The organism is Streptomyces sp. NPDC048254 (assembly GCF_043201895.1).
Classification (GTDB): Bacteria; Actinomycetota; Actinomycetes; order Streptomycetales; family Streptomycetaceae; genus Streptomyces.
In genome coordinates this window covers 22733-37535 of record NZ_JBICZJ010000011.1, presented here as the reverse complement: position 1 = coordinate 37535, position 14803 = coordinate 22733, and the positions used below count along the sequence as shown (strand labels likewise).

Genomic DNA, 14803 nt, shown 5'->3' with positions numbered 1-14803 from the left:
GAAACGGTCACGCCCACCGCCACGTACAAGCCCATCGTGTATGCACACGCGTACAGCCCGCAGACGAACGAGAGTGGGCGAGGGAGCTCCCCTCCGCCCCCTCACGGCGGGTGAGTTAGAAGGACCGAGGGCCCTCTGCCGTGGCGGCAGTTCCGTCCGAGGCATGGCTCTCAGCATGTTCCGCGACGAAGGACTCGTGAACTTCCTCGGCTTCCACAACCACGACTCGGTGCGTGGGCTTCGCCAGTTCCGATTCGGAGAGGTGCTTCTTCAGCCGCTTGGCCATGGGCCGGTAGGTCGCAAAGGTGAGCCCGCCGGAAACAGCGGCCCCGACGACGGGGATGGCCTTCGAAACGCTCTTGGCGAAGGTCTGCTTCGTCATCTGAACACCGATGTAGGCCGCGACCTTCTTCACTATGGGGTAGATGACGCCTTGGGTGAGTGCCTTCTGCGGCAGCTTCTTGGCGACCTGCTCCGCCATCATCCCTGCGACCTTCCCCACGGCGGCGTTCGCGGACTGGGTACCGAACATCACGCCGAAGAACAGCGTGAGCACCCCCATGGTCGCGTCGTCGACGTCATCGCCGTCGCCATCAAACAGATCGGGCCAGCTGTAGAGGTAGGCGAGCTTCTGCGCGATACGCAGCATGTGGCCGAAGTACTGGGCCATGTCGGCGGGCACGGTGGCGGGAAGGGCGAAGATGCCAGGTAGCCCGGCAGCGGCGGAGAGGGCGCTGACCTTCGCGGTTTCGTAGCGGATGGAGTCGTCGGCCGCCTTGTCCAGAACGCCGACCGGGATACCCGCCGCCGCGGGGGTCTCTTCGATGGCTGTGCGGATCTCGTCCTCGGAGCAATAGCGTGCCAGCGCCTTCCGGAGGTATGTCTCCCTGCCGATACGCACTCCCGGAAGCCTGGCCGCGCCCACCAGCACCGCGGAGAAGCGCGACTCGGGACTCTCGCTCACTTTGCCCTGATTCATAGCAGGAACTTACAGTAGCTTTGACGTCCAGTGACCAGGTTTCGTCCGGTCAGTTCGGGCCGCCTCATGTGAGTGGCAGTTGGCGGGCTGGCCGGCCGCAACGCGCGGTCTGTGCGGCCGAGTTGGGCTCCCGGGGTCACCTTGCCTCGCTTGCCCCTCCGGCCTACGCCGGCTGGGTCCGGCAGGATGCTGATGGTCACCCGGGAGGGCGACCGCCGCTGCGAGCTGAGTCTCTCTGCGCCAACGTTGAGCGCTCTGGCCGAGCCGCGCCGGCACGGCACCTCAAGGGCAGGCCACCGGAGCCACTGAACGTTTCGCGCGATACGGGAACGTGAGGGGCCCTCGGCGAGTACACGCCTGCCAAGGGCCACCCTGTTCCTGTCAGAGTGCCGCGAACTGGACGAACGCGGTCCAGGCCGTGGGTTGTACGGCCAGTGCGGTAGGGGTTGTGCCCTTTGAGTCGCGGATGTGGACCCTGCCGGGGCGGACGGCGACCTCGACGCATTCGCCGCCTGCGCCGCTGCTGTAACTGCTCTTGAACCAGGCCGACTCAGGTACAGGCTGTTCGACGTTCATCTCTCTCCAAGCAACTTCTCGACGAAGGCCAGCGATTCGCGCGGAGTGAGCGCTTGGGCCCGAAGGAGTCCATACTGCTCCTCGATCTCCCGGACTGGCTTCCGCGCCGTGTAGAGGCGACTGTCCTGCTGAGCCTCCACGTAGGCGATCCTCCGCCCTTCCTTAGTCTCGATCAAGGTGAACGGACCAGCCAGTCCAGCGTGCTCGTCCCGCTCGGTCGGCAGCACCTGGATTTCCACGTTACGCCGCTGGCCATGGAGCAGGACCTGCTCCAACTGCCCCCGCATGACGCCCCGGCCGCCCAGCGGCCTACGCAGGACCGACTCCTCGATGACGAAGCTGATGGTGGGCAACTGTGCGCGGCAGAAGATCTCTTGCCGGGCCAGGCGGGCTGTCACCCTCTGCTCGACCACGTCCTCGTGCAGCAAGGGCCGCCAGTTGGTGAATACTGACCGCGCATACTCTTCGGTCTGCAAAAGCCCGGGCACCGCCTGGTTGGCATACACATGAAGCTCGACCGCCTCGGCCTCCAACTTGGCCGCATCCCGAAAGAACGCCGGATACTGCGCCCGAGCCACCTCCTCCTTGCTCGCGCCCAACACCCCACCAGCCCCCAACACCTCATCCGCCTGGTCAATGAACTTCGGCGGCGGAATACGTCTCCCCTGTTCGAACGATGCGATCGTCGAGGCCGAGTAGCCGGTCAGCGAACCGAGCTCCGCGCGGTCCATCCCCGCCCGCTCCCGGAACAGCTTCAACTGCCGCCCGAACACGCACAGAACGCCCGTCCCGACCTCATACTCCGGCTGCTGAACCTCGTCATCCACGCCGCAGCTCCTCCCGTACGACCATCACAGTCACCGGACTCCGCCCGCCCAACACACGGCCCTGGATCCGGTCACGCCAACATCACGTACAAGCGCTCCGCCCACGTGTACAGCCCGCACCCGTCAGCACGTCGCTCCTGGTCAACGCTACGCAGAGTCCGCAACCGTTGACCCCATGAAGTCAGCAACTCCCCCGAACGGGCATATGCCACAGCACCTCACACCCGAACGCGAGTTCACCATGCGCTTCACCTCGACCCCACGCGGCGCCCGCCTCGCCCGCCGACTCGTCTCACACCGCCTGAACGACTGGGGCCACCCCTACACGACCCCGGCCAACGAAACGCTCACCCTCATCACGGCCGAACTCAGCGCCAATGCCGTACGCCACGGTCACATCCCCGGCCGGGACTTCCACGTCCAACTCACCCTGGCCGAGGGCACCTTCCGCATCGAGGTAACCGACACCCGAGCCGAGAAGCAGCCCCCGTCCACTCCCTTGACCCCCGACTTCACATCCGAGTCCGGCCGCGGCCTACTTCTCATCGCCACCCTCGCGGACGACTGGGGCGTCACCCCTCGCCCGGCCGCCCCCGGCAAAACGGTATGGGCGGAGCTACGCGTACCGAACGGGGGCCGCTCGCACACCCACCCGGCGACCCTTGGTCCGGCAGACTCGGCGTCGGCATACGGGCACAACACCGAGTCGTTTCCGGCTACTTCTTCACATCGGCGCGACGGCCTCGGGTGGCTGCCGGAGGCTGCCAGTCACGGAGATCGTCGTCCGTGAGTCCATGCTCGCCCTGCTTCTGCTGGCGGTAACCGGCGAAGAAGTCCGCCGGGGAGCCGCTATAAAGCATGTCGAACTCGTTGTGCCACTGGGACAGCCACGGCTGGAGTTCCAGCAGGCCGGCGAGGAACGGCGTGATCTCCTCGGCGGTCAGTGCGGTGTTGGTGAAGTACGTGGCGAGGGCCTGCGCCTGCTCCCGGTGGTCCCAGCCGGCCCAGCCGTACAGCTCGGGGGTGGCGGCGTTGGTCTGCCCGTAAGAGATGAACCGCTCCTTGGGCACGTCGAGCTTGCCGCGCGCCTTCCAGTAGGAGGCACGGAGGAAGTCTGCCGAGGTGTACTTCGGCGGCACAGGGATGGAGTCCCGGATCTTCCGCTTGGCGGGCTCGTCCGGGGCGGCATCCTCCTTGCGCTGAAGGTCCCACACCTCTTCCCAGTCGGCGCGCTTCCTGAGGCCGGACGGCTTGTAACGCAAGGAAGAGAGGAACGGCACATGCTCGTCGGTGATCAGCTCGGAGACGACCTTCGCAAGCTCCTTGCGAGGCGCATAGAGTTTGGCGACGGAGACGAAGTCCTCGTCGCGCGAGAGCACGTCGGTGAGACGGGCCAGGGTGAGGATGGTGGGCTGGCCGTTCTCGTCGAACCAGTGATCGCGGTTCTCCATACGGTCGAGCAGCCAGGAGCGCAGTGCCTTCTCCTGGAGAGCGTCCCAGCCTTCTGTGGCCCAGCGGCGCTTGTACTCGGGGCGCTCGACCATGCCGATGGCACGGTTCGACTCGATGGCGTCGATCCGCTTCTGAACGACCTCGCGGTAGGGCGCGGGCCAGTGGGCGGGGATCTCCGTGATGGGGGTGGAGTTGTGCCGCTTGAACCACTCGTCGCTGACCTCCCTTGCTGCAACGCGGCGGGCGAGCACGATCTCGAAGGCACGCTCCCCAAGGGCGAGTTCCGGGACGCTGGGGTCGTTGGGGTTCTCGGAGACACGGAGGTCTTCTGAGTGGAGGTTGTAGAGGGAGTAGATCTGCCAGTCCAGTTCCTCCTGGAGGGCGATCATGCCGCCGCGAGTGGACTCCCAAACTTCCTTCCCTTGACCCAAGGACGTTACGGTCGGCGCACCAACTGCGCAGATACCAGAGGGAGCAGCTGTGGAAAGCTGACGGGCCAGAGTATCGAGAGCAGCGCTGAATACAGTCGGGCAATTTGCGGGAATCGGAAACTGCTCCACGTTCGTTCCATTGAACGCGAAACGATGTTCCCAAAATTCGTCCGAGATACCTCCACCAATGCCACCATTGCCCTTGTCGAAACATACCTGCTTAAGCCAGAAGGCGGCCGTCGAGCTGTTCAGCAATCCGAAAATGCGAAGGTGATCAGCCTCCGACGCTTCACTTTTCAGCTTAATCACCGGGGCTGTGCGATTGAATACAAAATCACCCCTATCTAGCACGAAGCTTGGAAATGTGGTGATTTCCCCCCAGGTGATTGCCCATGTGTGCACAAGTCGATCCTTTGGCAACTGATGCCACTCCCACCAGGGGCGACCATCACTGAGATACGTACCGCCTGAAAAGGTCGCACGATTACCGAGCTCTGTACGCGACGCCCAGAGCCACTGACCCAAGCGGGGAAAGGCGTCGAGTTGCAGCAGGTTTCGCTCCACGTCATAAGGATGAAACGCACTATCGCCCTCAAGGAAGCCGAAGTCTCGCACCTCGTCGCCAACTACCAGACGCCTCACGAATGTGCGCTCGGCATTGATTCGACGAAAAACATGAGATGCTGCCGTCATGGCGTCGTCAGAGCCAATTACACCGTAGAAGCCAATCCGCGAGATCTCTTGTTTCAGTGCGGTTTGCTGAGCCTCAGAAATTCGCTCAAGCATCTCAAGACCACCGTCTGCGAGGACCCACGGCTGCTTGGAAAAATACCGCAGTCGATCCAGATCGTCCACCGCTACCCACTGCCCACTCGAGCCTGGCTTGTCGATCTGCTCAACGATTGCTCGCCAGACCTTACCGTTCTCCGCGCGCTCTGGCGCAGAGGGTTCGCCCTGGACGCTCCGCACCGTCCGGATCGTTGCGGAACGGCTGCTGCCCGTTCGGGGCCTACCAACTAGGATGACCGTAGGCGTCCCATGCCCTGGAATATATGCCCCGGACGTGTCAATGACTTCTGTCAGTTCAACGTCATGACCGAAGTAGCTTTCGATGAGCTTGGATCCGAACTCGCGCTTCGTGAACGAGTTCGCCGTGATCTGGCCAACCATTCCGTAATCGCGACCGTCAGCAGTCCCCCGCTTGGCGAGTTCAAAGAACCGCTGAGCGAACGGTACGGACAGCGCATACTTGCCAGCACAAGCGTTATACAGCTCCCGATACAAGGCGTTCAGTTTCTTGTCCTTGACCGTGATGTATGGCGGGTTACCCACTACCACGTGATACCGGCCCTGCTGCAGGATCCCCGCGTGCTCGTCGTGGATGTCCTCCGTCGTGTACGCGAACTCAGCTAGCCCATCACCGCCCTCAGCGCCGTCGAACAGCCCCAGCTGCCGCGTCTTGATGAGCGAGTCCCCCACTGCGAGGTGAAGGGGCCATTCGTATTTCGCAGCCTCAGCCAGCGTCCACACACCGCCCGCCGCCATAGCCGCAACGAGCAATCGGAACCGAGCAATAGCCACCGCGAACGGATTGATGTCCACGCCGTGCACCGAGTCCAGCGCAGCCCTCACCCGCTCATGCACGCCCTTGCCTGGCTGGCCTTCGCTCCACAGCCGCACCAACCGCCGAAACGCGCCCAGCACGAAGTGACCCGACCCACAGGTAGGGTCGATCATCTTCAGTTCCTCGTACCCGAACTCCCGCACCGCAGGATTCATCGTCCGGTCGAGGATGAACTCCTCCACGAACTCCGGCGTCTGGAGCAGCGCGTACGTCTTCCGGGCGGCCTCGCTCAGATCCTGGTAGAGGTCGCCCAGGAACCGTGTGTCCCACCCCTCCGTACCGTCCTCATTCAGCGGGTCGGTAAAGTCGTGGACAAGGACGCCCGCATCGTCACGTTGCCGCCAGAACTCGACCAACTCCCGCGCACCGTCGTGCGAGAGCGGGATCAGGTACAGGGGGTTGTGGTTGCTATCGAACAGTAGGCGACCGGCCCGTCCGTCGCCTACCTCCGCAAAGGCTCGTCGCAGCCAGCCTCGATATGTCGGATCCTCGTCCGACTCCACATACGCGTCGTACCGAGACTCCGCCAGCTCCCGCCGATCCCCGTCCGGCCCCGTCAGATACGGCTCGGGAATCAGCCGGTTGTCCTCGCAGAACCGCACGAACACAGTCCCCAGCACCCACGCCACCGCGACCTGCGTGACCCGCTCGTCCAGCCACGAGGTCCACGTCGCCGCCGTACGCCCCAGCTTGCGCGCCTGGTCGTACTCAGCCCTGAGCCGCGCACCGACATCCCCCAGCGCCTTCACCTGTCGCCCGAGGTCGGTCTCGACCGCCTTGACCTGCTGCTTCAGGTCGTTCAACAGAGCCTTGCGGTCGATCACTTCGCGTCTCCCTCGACACCACTGGCACTAGCCACAACCTCGCCGGACCCGCGATGGGCGTTGCCCACCCACGTGTCCGGAAGCTGAATCCACTCCCCCAGGCCGGCCTGGTACGGCACAGCCACCTGCCCGAGCCGGGGCTCGCGCGAGGGGTCGCTCTGCGGGACCAGGAGCCACAGCCCCCGCCCGCCCCGCCGGGCCGCCGACGCCAGTCGGTCCAGGACGCCCATCGCGTCGTACCGCGCGAACACCCCGGCCTCCGTCAGCAGTACAGGCCCAGCCCCGCCGCCCCCACCACCGTCACCCAGCAGCTCCGCGATCCGGGGCTCCACCGCACCCCACGCCGTCCGCGTGTACTCCGCGAACCGCACCGCGCCCTTCGAACCCGGCTCAGCGGCATCCGCCTTGAGCAAGGTCTCCCACGTGGGCTTGGTACCCGGCGTGACCTGCGCGTGCAGTGCCTCCAGGAACAGCTCCGTCACCGACACCGCATCCGTGCCCAACCGCCCGGCACCCAGCTCCCGCACCGCATCCCGTACCAACTGCTGCCGTACGGTCAACACCCGGTACCCGTCCCGGCGGGCCGACGCGAGCAGCCGTTCCTCCGCGCGTACCGCGCCCGCGAGCTGCGGATCGTCGGCGTACCGCGTCACCGCCCCCGTACGCGTCGACTGCCGCCACGCACCCGTCGTCAGATAGCTCGACGCGTCGTCCACCCGCGTCGGCAGATACCGCAGCACGCCCTCGCGCTCATGCATGCTGAGCGACAGTTCGAAGCCGGCGTCGCGCAAGGCCTTGGTGAGCGGGCCGCCCGTCGGCAGTTCGTGGTGCGTGCCGCCACGCCCGTCAGGAACGACCATCTCCGGGAAGCGAGCCCGAACCCTCTCGTGCACCGCCTCACCGGTCAGGCCCGGCTGCTGCCCCTCCGGCATACCCGGGATCCAGCGGACGAGCCCGGCCTGCGTGAGGCGCAGCGCCCGGACCAGCGACAAGTCACGCGGGTAGATCTCCAGGCGCGGAGTGGCAGCCGCATTCAGCGACGCCGCAGCCGCCAGCTCCACCATCCGCCGCTCGTCCCAGTCCACCGCACCCGGCGGCACCGTCAGCCCGCCCAGCTCGGCCAGCACGGTCGCCGCCGTCGGCAAAGTGTCCTGCCTGGCCAGCCGGTCAGCCGTCTTGCCGAGACGAGTCGCGTACTCCAACAAGCCCGGCGCAGTGGGGGTATCCGGACCGTCGGTCTCCCGTACGTCGAGGGCCAGCAGGCCGGCGCCCAGGGACTCGTCCGTTGCCTTGCGGTTCGGCTGGTGCTGGAACTCGGCCTCCTGAGGCAGCAGTTGCTCGACCTCGACCACGGCCCGTACGGCCGCCAGCGCCATCGCCCGCCGCTGCTCACGCCCCGCCAGATGCGTGCCGCGCCGGACCGCCAGGGCATCCGCGATCTCCACCGCCGAAGCGACCCGGCCCATGCTCACCAACAGGTCGATGATCTCCTCGCGCAGCGCCTGGACAGCGGGCTCCGCCTTCCAGCGCTTGCGCTCCTCCTTGAGCATCTGCGGGATACGGCCGTGGCTCAGCCCAAGACCGTCCGCGACATCCTTCTGCTTCGGCCAGACGCCGATGTCCGGCAGGACCCCGTGCTCGTCGGGCAGGCGCAGCAACAGCCGCACCATCTCCGCCTTGTTGCGGTTGGAGCCGTTGTTGTTGACGGCGGGCACGAAGACGGTGGCGAGGGTGTCGAGGCTGACCGAGCGCAACGTGCGCGGGGACAGCGTGCCTGCCGAGTCGCCCGTCGCGAGCTGGCCGACGACGGCCGACTCGGCGGCCGTGAGCTGCTCCAGCTCCTCCTTGGCCTCCGCCCGGCCCTTCGGCGTCAGCGGCGAGACGGGGATCTCGCGCAGCAGTTCGCCCCACTCCCGCTGCCGCTGCTGGACCTCGTTGCGGGTCTTGGCGCCCAGGCCTGGGGCGTTGACGAGCTTGCGGCGGCTGTAGTCGAGTAGTTCGCCGACCGTCGTAATGCCCAGGCCATACAAGAACGACTGGGCCGCGGGCGTAAGTCCGGAGACCGTCAGCGGAGTATCCCGCGTGACCTCGGCGGCGAGCCGGTCGCGCTGCTGCTCGGCGCTCTCCGGCTCGGCGTCCGCGATCGCCGCAGCGGCGGCGCCCTCAGCGGGCAGCGCCTCCCCCGCCGCCGTAGCCACCGGGGCCGACGCGCGGGTGCGGTGGCTGGACGGGACCGTCTGCGAGGCGTCGAGGAAGACCTTGCGCCAGGCGTCCCGCATCGGCTTCAGCTCAGGGAACCGCTTGCCGGCGTCGCGGTGCAGGGCCTTCTGGAAGAAGGCGACGAGACCGTCCCGTACGGCGGGGTCGAAGGCCTCGGCCGCGATGGTCGGGTACGGCCACTCCTTCGCGTCGGTCATGCGGGGCAGGACACTGCCGTCGCCCCACTTGGGCAGCTCGCCGGAGGCCATCTGGTGCAGGGTGACCGCGACGGCGTACCGCTCGGCGTGCGAGTCGTACGAGCCGCGGGTGATGACGTCGACGAAGGGGTCGAGGTAGCCGTCGGTGCCCGCGTTGGTGCTCTTCGCCGGGTAGCCGGCGAGGGAGAAGTCGATGAGGACGAGTTCGCGGGTGCGGTTGGGGCGGATGCGGATGGCGATGTTGTCGGGCTTGATGTCGCGGTGCCAGACGCCCTCGCCCTCCAGGAAGTCGACGGCCCCGAAGAGGTAGTCGCCGTACGCCTCCAGCTGGTCGACCTGGAGGCGGCCGTTGTCGCGGAGCTGGCGGGAGACGGTCTCCTCGCGGCGGCGAGGGCGTCCGCCGCCCTCGGTGCCCTGTCCGTTGTCGTCGCGCTCGTCGCCGACGTACTCCAGTGCCAGGACGGTACGGCCGCCGAGGTGCAGCGGCTCGGGTTCGACGAGTCGGATGATGCCGGAGTGGGGGCGCAGGCGTCCCATGGCCTCGGCCTCGCGGGCGAGGATCTCGCTGCGGCTGTCGGAGAGGGCGACCTTCAGCACGGCGAGCGGGCGGGTCCTGCGGGCCTCGGCCTCAAGGTCGCGGACGAGGAAGGCGCGGCTGGTGGAGCCGGTGCCGAGGCGGCGGCGGATCTCCCACCGGCCGGCGAGCACGTCACCGGCGACGGCCTCCAGCGGGTCCTTGTCGTCGGCGGTCCGGTCGTCCTCGTCGCCCGGCTCCTCCGTACCGGTGGCCTCCTGGGCCGGGGCGGTGAGGGAGTCCTCCACGACCTCCAGCAGCTCCAGGAACTCGTCCACACTGGACAGGCGCTGACCGGGGCGGTAGGCGGTGGCGGCCTGCACCAGGAAGTCCACGTCCTCCGACAGACCGTCCACCAGGGAGCTGGGGCGCAGGCCCTCGCCCGCCTCCAGTCGGGCCAGCAGCTCGGCCTGGCTGGCGGCCGGGGCCTTGCCGGTGACCAGCAGGTAGGTGAGGACGCCGAGGCCGTACACGTCGAGGTGGACCGGGTCGGGGTGGAGGGCGGTGAGTTCGGGGGCGAGGTAGGCGTCGGCGTCGTCGGCCAGGTGCATCGCGGACAGGGCGGTCGGCGCGAAGCGGGTCATGCCCTGGCCCTGGGAGGAGTCGCCGCTGCGCTGGGTGGCGATCTGCCAGTCGGAGATCTGCAGGTGCGGGGTGAGCCAGGCGGCCTCCTCCCCCACCGCCCGGCCCTTCCTGCCGCGCGGTCGGGGGACGACGAGCACGGAGCGGGCGGCGAGCCCGCGGTGGTGGATACGGCTGGAGTGCGCGGAGCGCATGGTCTCGGCGAGCTGGCGGACCAGCGCCATCCGGCCGAGGATGTCCAGCTTCTCGCCGTACTGGACCAGGTACTCGTCCAGCTTCAGGGTGTCCGGGTGGTAGTCGAAGATCAGCGCTGGGCCGGCCGCGTGCCCGGAGGGGAAGTACTGCTTGAGCTCGACCGCGCCCGGGTGCTTGAAACGGCCCAGCACCGCGGCTTCGCGGCGGGCCGCGTTCTCGACGGACTGGCGCAGGGAGGCGTCGGAGCCGCGCTCGCTGAGGTAGATGCGGACGCGGGCGGCCTCGGGGAGGTCGCTGTGGCGGGCGAGATAGTCCGCCCAGGTGGGCCCGGAGTCGAAGGACTTCCGCTCCAGCTCGTACGGGCCGACCTTGTACTGCGCGTCGCTCTTGCGGATGCCGATGTGCTTGAGGGCCGCCTCGATCTCGCGCGACGCGATCGCGGTGATACGGCGTCGCTCGTCGTTCGGGGGCTGCTTGAGCATCTCCACCAGCTGGTGGACGGTGTAGACGCCGTTCTGGTCGTGAGCGGGAAGCCGTACACGGAGGCTGTTGTCCGTGAAGCAGACGGCCTCGGCGACCCAGACCCGCTTGTTGCCGGGCAGCGCGAGCAGGCCGGCCAGTTCCTTGGCCTTGCGGTTGACCAGGTGGAGCGGGTTGCCGTGCGTACGGCGACGACCGCCGGGTGTGGTCTGCACCCAGGTGCCGTTCTCGGACGTGACCGAGCCGTGCCAGTCCTTCAGCTCGATCATGCAGACGCCGCCGGGAGCGACGACCAGCAGGTCCACCTCACGGACGTGGCCGGTGTTCGCGGTGAACGTGAAGTTCGACCAGGCACGCCAGGGATCGGAGTCCGGCAGCTTCTCCCGGATCGCGTCAAGGCCGCGGCGTTCGTGATCGAACTCCGACTCGGTGACCGTGACCCACCGGCCTTCCCGCATGCCTGTTCCCCGCTTCTCGTGTCCCACAAAGGCCGCCGTTCCCCGTGGCCAGACCCCGACGCAGATCCTAGTGGTTGCATGTGACATGAGAAGAGGCGGTGAAGGACGGGGTTATGGGACATACCGCCTGCGTGATCAAAACCGGCCGCCCGACCTCAAGAGGCCATTGTGCATACAGATCAATCAGTGCTGTTGCATAACCGATGAAATCACCCTACGTACATGCACTGCTCCTGGGGCATGTACGACTTCACACACTCCTCTCCTTCGGAGCCGCCGTACCCGCTCTTGAACCAGACCAGCCCGCTGGCGATGCTCATAATCCGCTACCCGTCCACGTACCCCGGTCCGCCGCGGGTCACAGTCTCGCCGCCCCTGCCCGCCGCCCGGAGGCCGCATGCCGTCGTTCGAAGACGAAGACACCCGCAAGGTCCAGACGGCCGTCGTTGGCCAGGCACACTCCGACTGGCCGGTGTTCCTGCCGTACGACCACGACGACTTCGACCGGTTCATGCGCGGCCGGACCCGCGACGACTTCTACTGCGGGGTCCTGCTCGGCGGCTGCGGCAAGAAGCTGACGCCCAAGCGGTACACCGAAAAGAAGTGCCATTTCGCGCACCGCCCGCCCGTGCACTGCCGCCGTACCGAGACTGGCGAGGCCAGCGCTGACCACTTGTACGTCGGGCAGGCGCTGCGGCGCTGGTTGCAGCGACAGGGGTACCAGGATGCCGAGGTCAGCTACCTGGACCCGGGTTCGCCCCACGGCGGGGCTGTCGAAGTCCGGTACGGCCAGGGCCGGACTCGACTCGTCCGTGTGCAGATGGCCCGCATGTCCCTCCGCGAATGGCAGGAGACCCGCGACCGGCTCGCGCAACGGCACACCCACGTCCACTGGGCGTACGGCCCATACTGCGGGCTCTCCCACAGCGAGGTGGAGGTTGCCGGGCACGCCATCCGCATATCCTGTCGCACCGAGGGCGAGACCCGCGCGATGTACGTGGGCACCCAGTATCCGGACAACAGCCTCGCGTGGTCGGCTCTGTCCGAGTGCCGCCTGTCGGACGAAGGGATCGTCACTCCGCGGCTCGAAGCCGAACCCACCGTGACCAGCACGCCCGCTTCCGTCGCCTTCCCGCTGGCGCCCGGCACCATCGCCTTCACGGCGACCACCGAATACCCGGCACCAGTGCCGGAGTCGGACACCCCCGCCGTACGCCACTACGAAGCCGACGCCCAGCCGCTCGGATCGGCCCCCGTCCGGGTCCGGATCACCCTGCCGCACGACCACCCTGCCCCGCCACCGCACCAGCTCCACGTCATCTACTCTTCAGCGCACCTGCTGCCGCTCACGGACGCGGCACTCTCCGGAACGGACTGGCTGATACGTGCAGAGGGTGCCTCGCCCCTCCCCCAGCGGACCGATCCCCGCTGGCCGGACCTGCGCCCCAAGCCGGTGCCGCCCGAGCGACCCGCCGCGGCCATCCCAGCCCCCACCACGACCGAACCGGCCGCAACGCCCGGCGCTCTCCCTCTGGACGAGGACGAGACAATCCGCCTTCTCCGCTCCAAGCTCGCCCTCGTCGCGCGCACCCGCGGCACCATCGACTGGGAGACGCTGATCAACCACGCCGGCGCAGCGCCCGGCAGCATCAGCCCGGACGAACGCGTCCGCCTGCTCACCGCAGTGGACCATCCCCGGGCCGACGGCAATCCCGTGCTCTCGGCACTCGTCAAATCCGCAGACGCCTCGGACGCACCCGCCCCGTACTTCGCCGACGTTCTCGCCGGCCTCGGCTGGAGATCGGACCTGTCCGAGGCGAAGGTTGCGGAGATCTGGGATCGCGAGCGGAGGACCGCGTACGCCCTCGCCCGGAGCCAATCAGTGCCGGAACACCGGCAGTCCCCGACCGCCTCGGCGGGGCAGAGTGCCGCGCGTCCATGGGAGGACGCCCAACTGGTGGGCCGGATCCGCGTACGTCTGAACCTCGTCGCCAACGGGCGCAGCCTCATCAAGTGGACGACCCTGCTGAAGGGGCAAGGAATCCCGCCCTCCACACTGTCCGCCAAGGACCAGGTCAGGCTGTTGGCCACGGTGGACAAGCCGTACTTCGCGAGCGGTGGCCTGCTGTCGGCCCTGGTGAAGGCGGACGGCCAGGCCCCTGGCCCGGCTCCGTTCTTCGGTGACGTGCTGGCCGAATTGGGCTGGGAGCCCAACGCCACCACCCCGACTGTGCAGGCGGCCTGGCAGGCCGCCCTGGACCGTGTATACGCGCGCGGTGCGCGGTCCGCGTCAACAGTTCAAAGTGGCAGTGCCGTTCCGGCGGCCAAGAAGGACCACGTGCGCTGGGGCCAGCTCGGGACCACCAAGGCGGCTGTGGTCGTAGCCGTACGGCGGGCGCTCGTCGACGCCGCCCAGCGCCAGGTCTGTGTGGGCTGGCACACTCTCGCCGCTGCCGCCGGGCTCAAGCCGTCGGACCTCTCCGACAGCGCCAGGGAGGCGATCCTCATAGCCGTTGACAGCCCGCCCGCCTACGGGGTGTTGCTCTCCTCCCTTGTGGTCGCCTACGAGCACACGCCCGTACCGTACTTCGGCGCCATCCTCAAACACGTCGGCCGGCCCCACGTCCTACGCCCTATCGAACTGGGCCAGGTCCGCAAGACCGAACAGGCCCGCACGTTCGCGGCATACAGCACTACCAGCACCTCCGACCCGGAGGAAAGAACATGAGACCGAACCGCCGCCGTGTGGCGATAGGTGTCGCCGCCACCGCAGCCGTTGTCGCCCTCTCCGGCGCAGCAGGAGCAGTGGCCGGCACCTACTTCGTAGGGACGGGCCCCGCCGGCGCCCGGGGCCCGGCGGGACCGGAAGGACTCCGGGGCCCTCAGGGCGAGCAAGGACCGCAAGGCGAGCGCGGCGCCAAAGGTGACCAGGGAGAGCCCGCCGCCTCCGCTGAACCGGCCACCCAGCAGTTGCCGGACGCGAGCACACTGCACTCAGACCATTCGGGCGGGCTGCTCCTCAGCACCGGCAACTGCCCAGCCGGAACCTCCCCCTGGGACACCGTCTATGTGGGCCGCGACTCCGTCCTCGGATCGCCGGGCGAGGTCGACACGCGTGCGATGACGCTCTGCAAGATCTTCTGAGCGCGCTGGCACACACCCGCTGGGGCGTCCATCACGAACTCCACGGCAGCGTCCACCCTCACGCCCGCCTGCGACGTGGGGACAAGCACCCCGCATCCGTGGACGACCTCAGGACGCATGGTCGCGTGCTCGTGCTTACTGAGGCGCTGACCGCCCTGTGTGGTCTGCGAGTTGACCTGATCCGACGTCCGAGCTGTGCGCTAGGGTTACTACTCGCTGCGCACCTTCCCGGAGGGTACG

The 14803-nt window shown here is 67.6% G+C and carries 8 protein-coding genes; 3 read left to right on the top strand and 5 right to left on the bottom strand.

From position 1 onward, the window contains the following. Window positions 1-115: 115 nt before the first annotated feature. From ACGFZQ_RS29015 to ACGFZQ_RS29005, 3 genes are all read right to left on the bottom strand, one after another. Window positions 116-979: a hypothetical protein gene (locus ACGFZQ_RS29015; RefSeq protein WP_393842829.1), complete on the bottom strand. Its 864-nt coding sequence runs from the start codon at window positions 977-979 to the stop codon at window positions 116-118. Between the two features lie 381 nt (window positions 980-1360). After that, the gene (locus tag ACGFZQ_RS29010) at window positions 1361-1555 is read right to left on the bottom strand and encodes a DUF397 domain-containing protein (protein WP_393842828.1); all 195 of its coding nucleotides are present in this window, start codon (window positions 1553-1555) and stop codon (window positions 1361-1363) included. Further along, complete coding sequence (locus tag ACGFZQ_RS29005; protein ID WP_393842827.1) at window positions 1552-2382, bottom strand: helix-turn-helix domain-containing protein; 831 nt, start codon at window positions 2380-2382, stop codon at window positions 1552-1554. The genes ACGFZQ_RS29010 and ACGFZQ_RS29005 overlap by 4 nt, the downstream gene beginning before the upstream one ends. 205 nt (window positions 2383-2587) lie before the next feature. On the opposite strand from ACGFZQ_RS29005, the gene ACGFZQ_RS29000 reads away from it, so the two are divergent. Further along, entirely contained in the window at window positions 2588-3172 is a 585-nt protein-coding gene (locus ACGFZQ_RS29000) for an ATP-binding protein (protein WP_393843029.1), read from the top strand. Here ACGFZQ_RS29000 and pglX read toward each other — a convergent pair. Both pglX and pglW read right to left on the bottom strand, forming a co-directional pair. Further along, entirely contained in the window at window positions 3099-6713 is a 3615-nt protein-coding gene (gene pglX / locus ACGFZQ_RS28995; RefSeq protein ID WP_393842826.1) for a BREX-2 system adenine-specific DNA-methyltransferase PglX, read from the bottom strand. The genes ACGFZQ_RS29000 and pglX overlap by 74 nt on opposite strands. Then, complete coding sequence (pglW, locus tag ACGFZQ_RS28990; protein ID WP_393842825.1) at window positions 6710-11419, bottom strand: BREX system serine/threonine kinase PglW; 4710 nt, start codon at window positions 11417-11419, stop codon at window positions 6710-6712. Before pglW ends, pglX begins: the two co-directional genes overlap by 4 nt. A 397-nt stretch (window positions 11420-11816) precedes the next feature. Here pglW and ACGFZQ_RS28985 point away from each other — a divergent pair, with 397 nt between their 5' ends. Together ACGFZQ_RS28985 and ACGFZQ_RS28980 are read left to right on the top strand one after the other, a co-directional pair. After that, entirely contained in the window at window positions 11817-14147 is a 2331-nt protein-coding gene (locus ACGFZQ_RS28985) for a competence protein CoiA family protein (protein ID WP_393842824.1), read from the top strand. Next, the gene (locus tag ACGFZQ_RS28980) at window positions 14144-14563 is read left to right on the top strand and encodes a hypothetical protein (protein WP_393842823.1); all 420 of its coding nucleotides are present in this window, start codon (window positions 14144-14146) and stop codon (window positions 14561-14563) included. The genes ACGFZQ_RS28985 and ACGFZQ_RS28980 overlap by 4 nt, the downstream gene beginning before the upstream one ends. Window positions 14564-14803 lie beyond the last annotated feature (240 nt).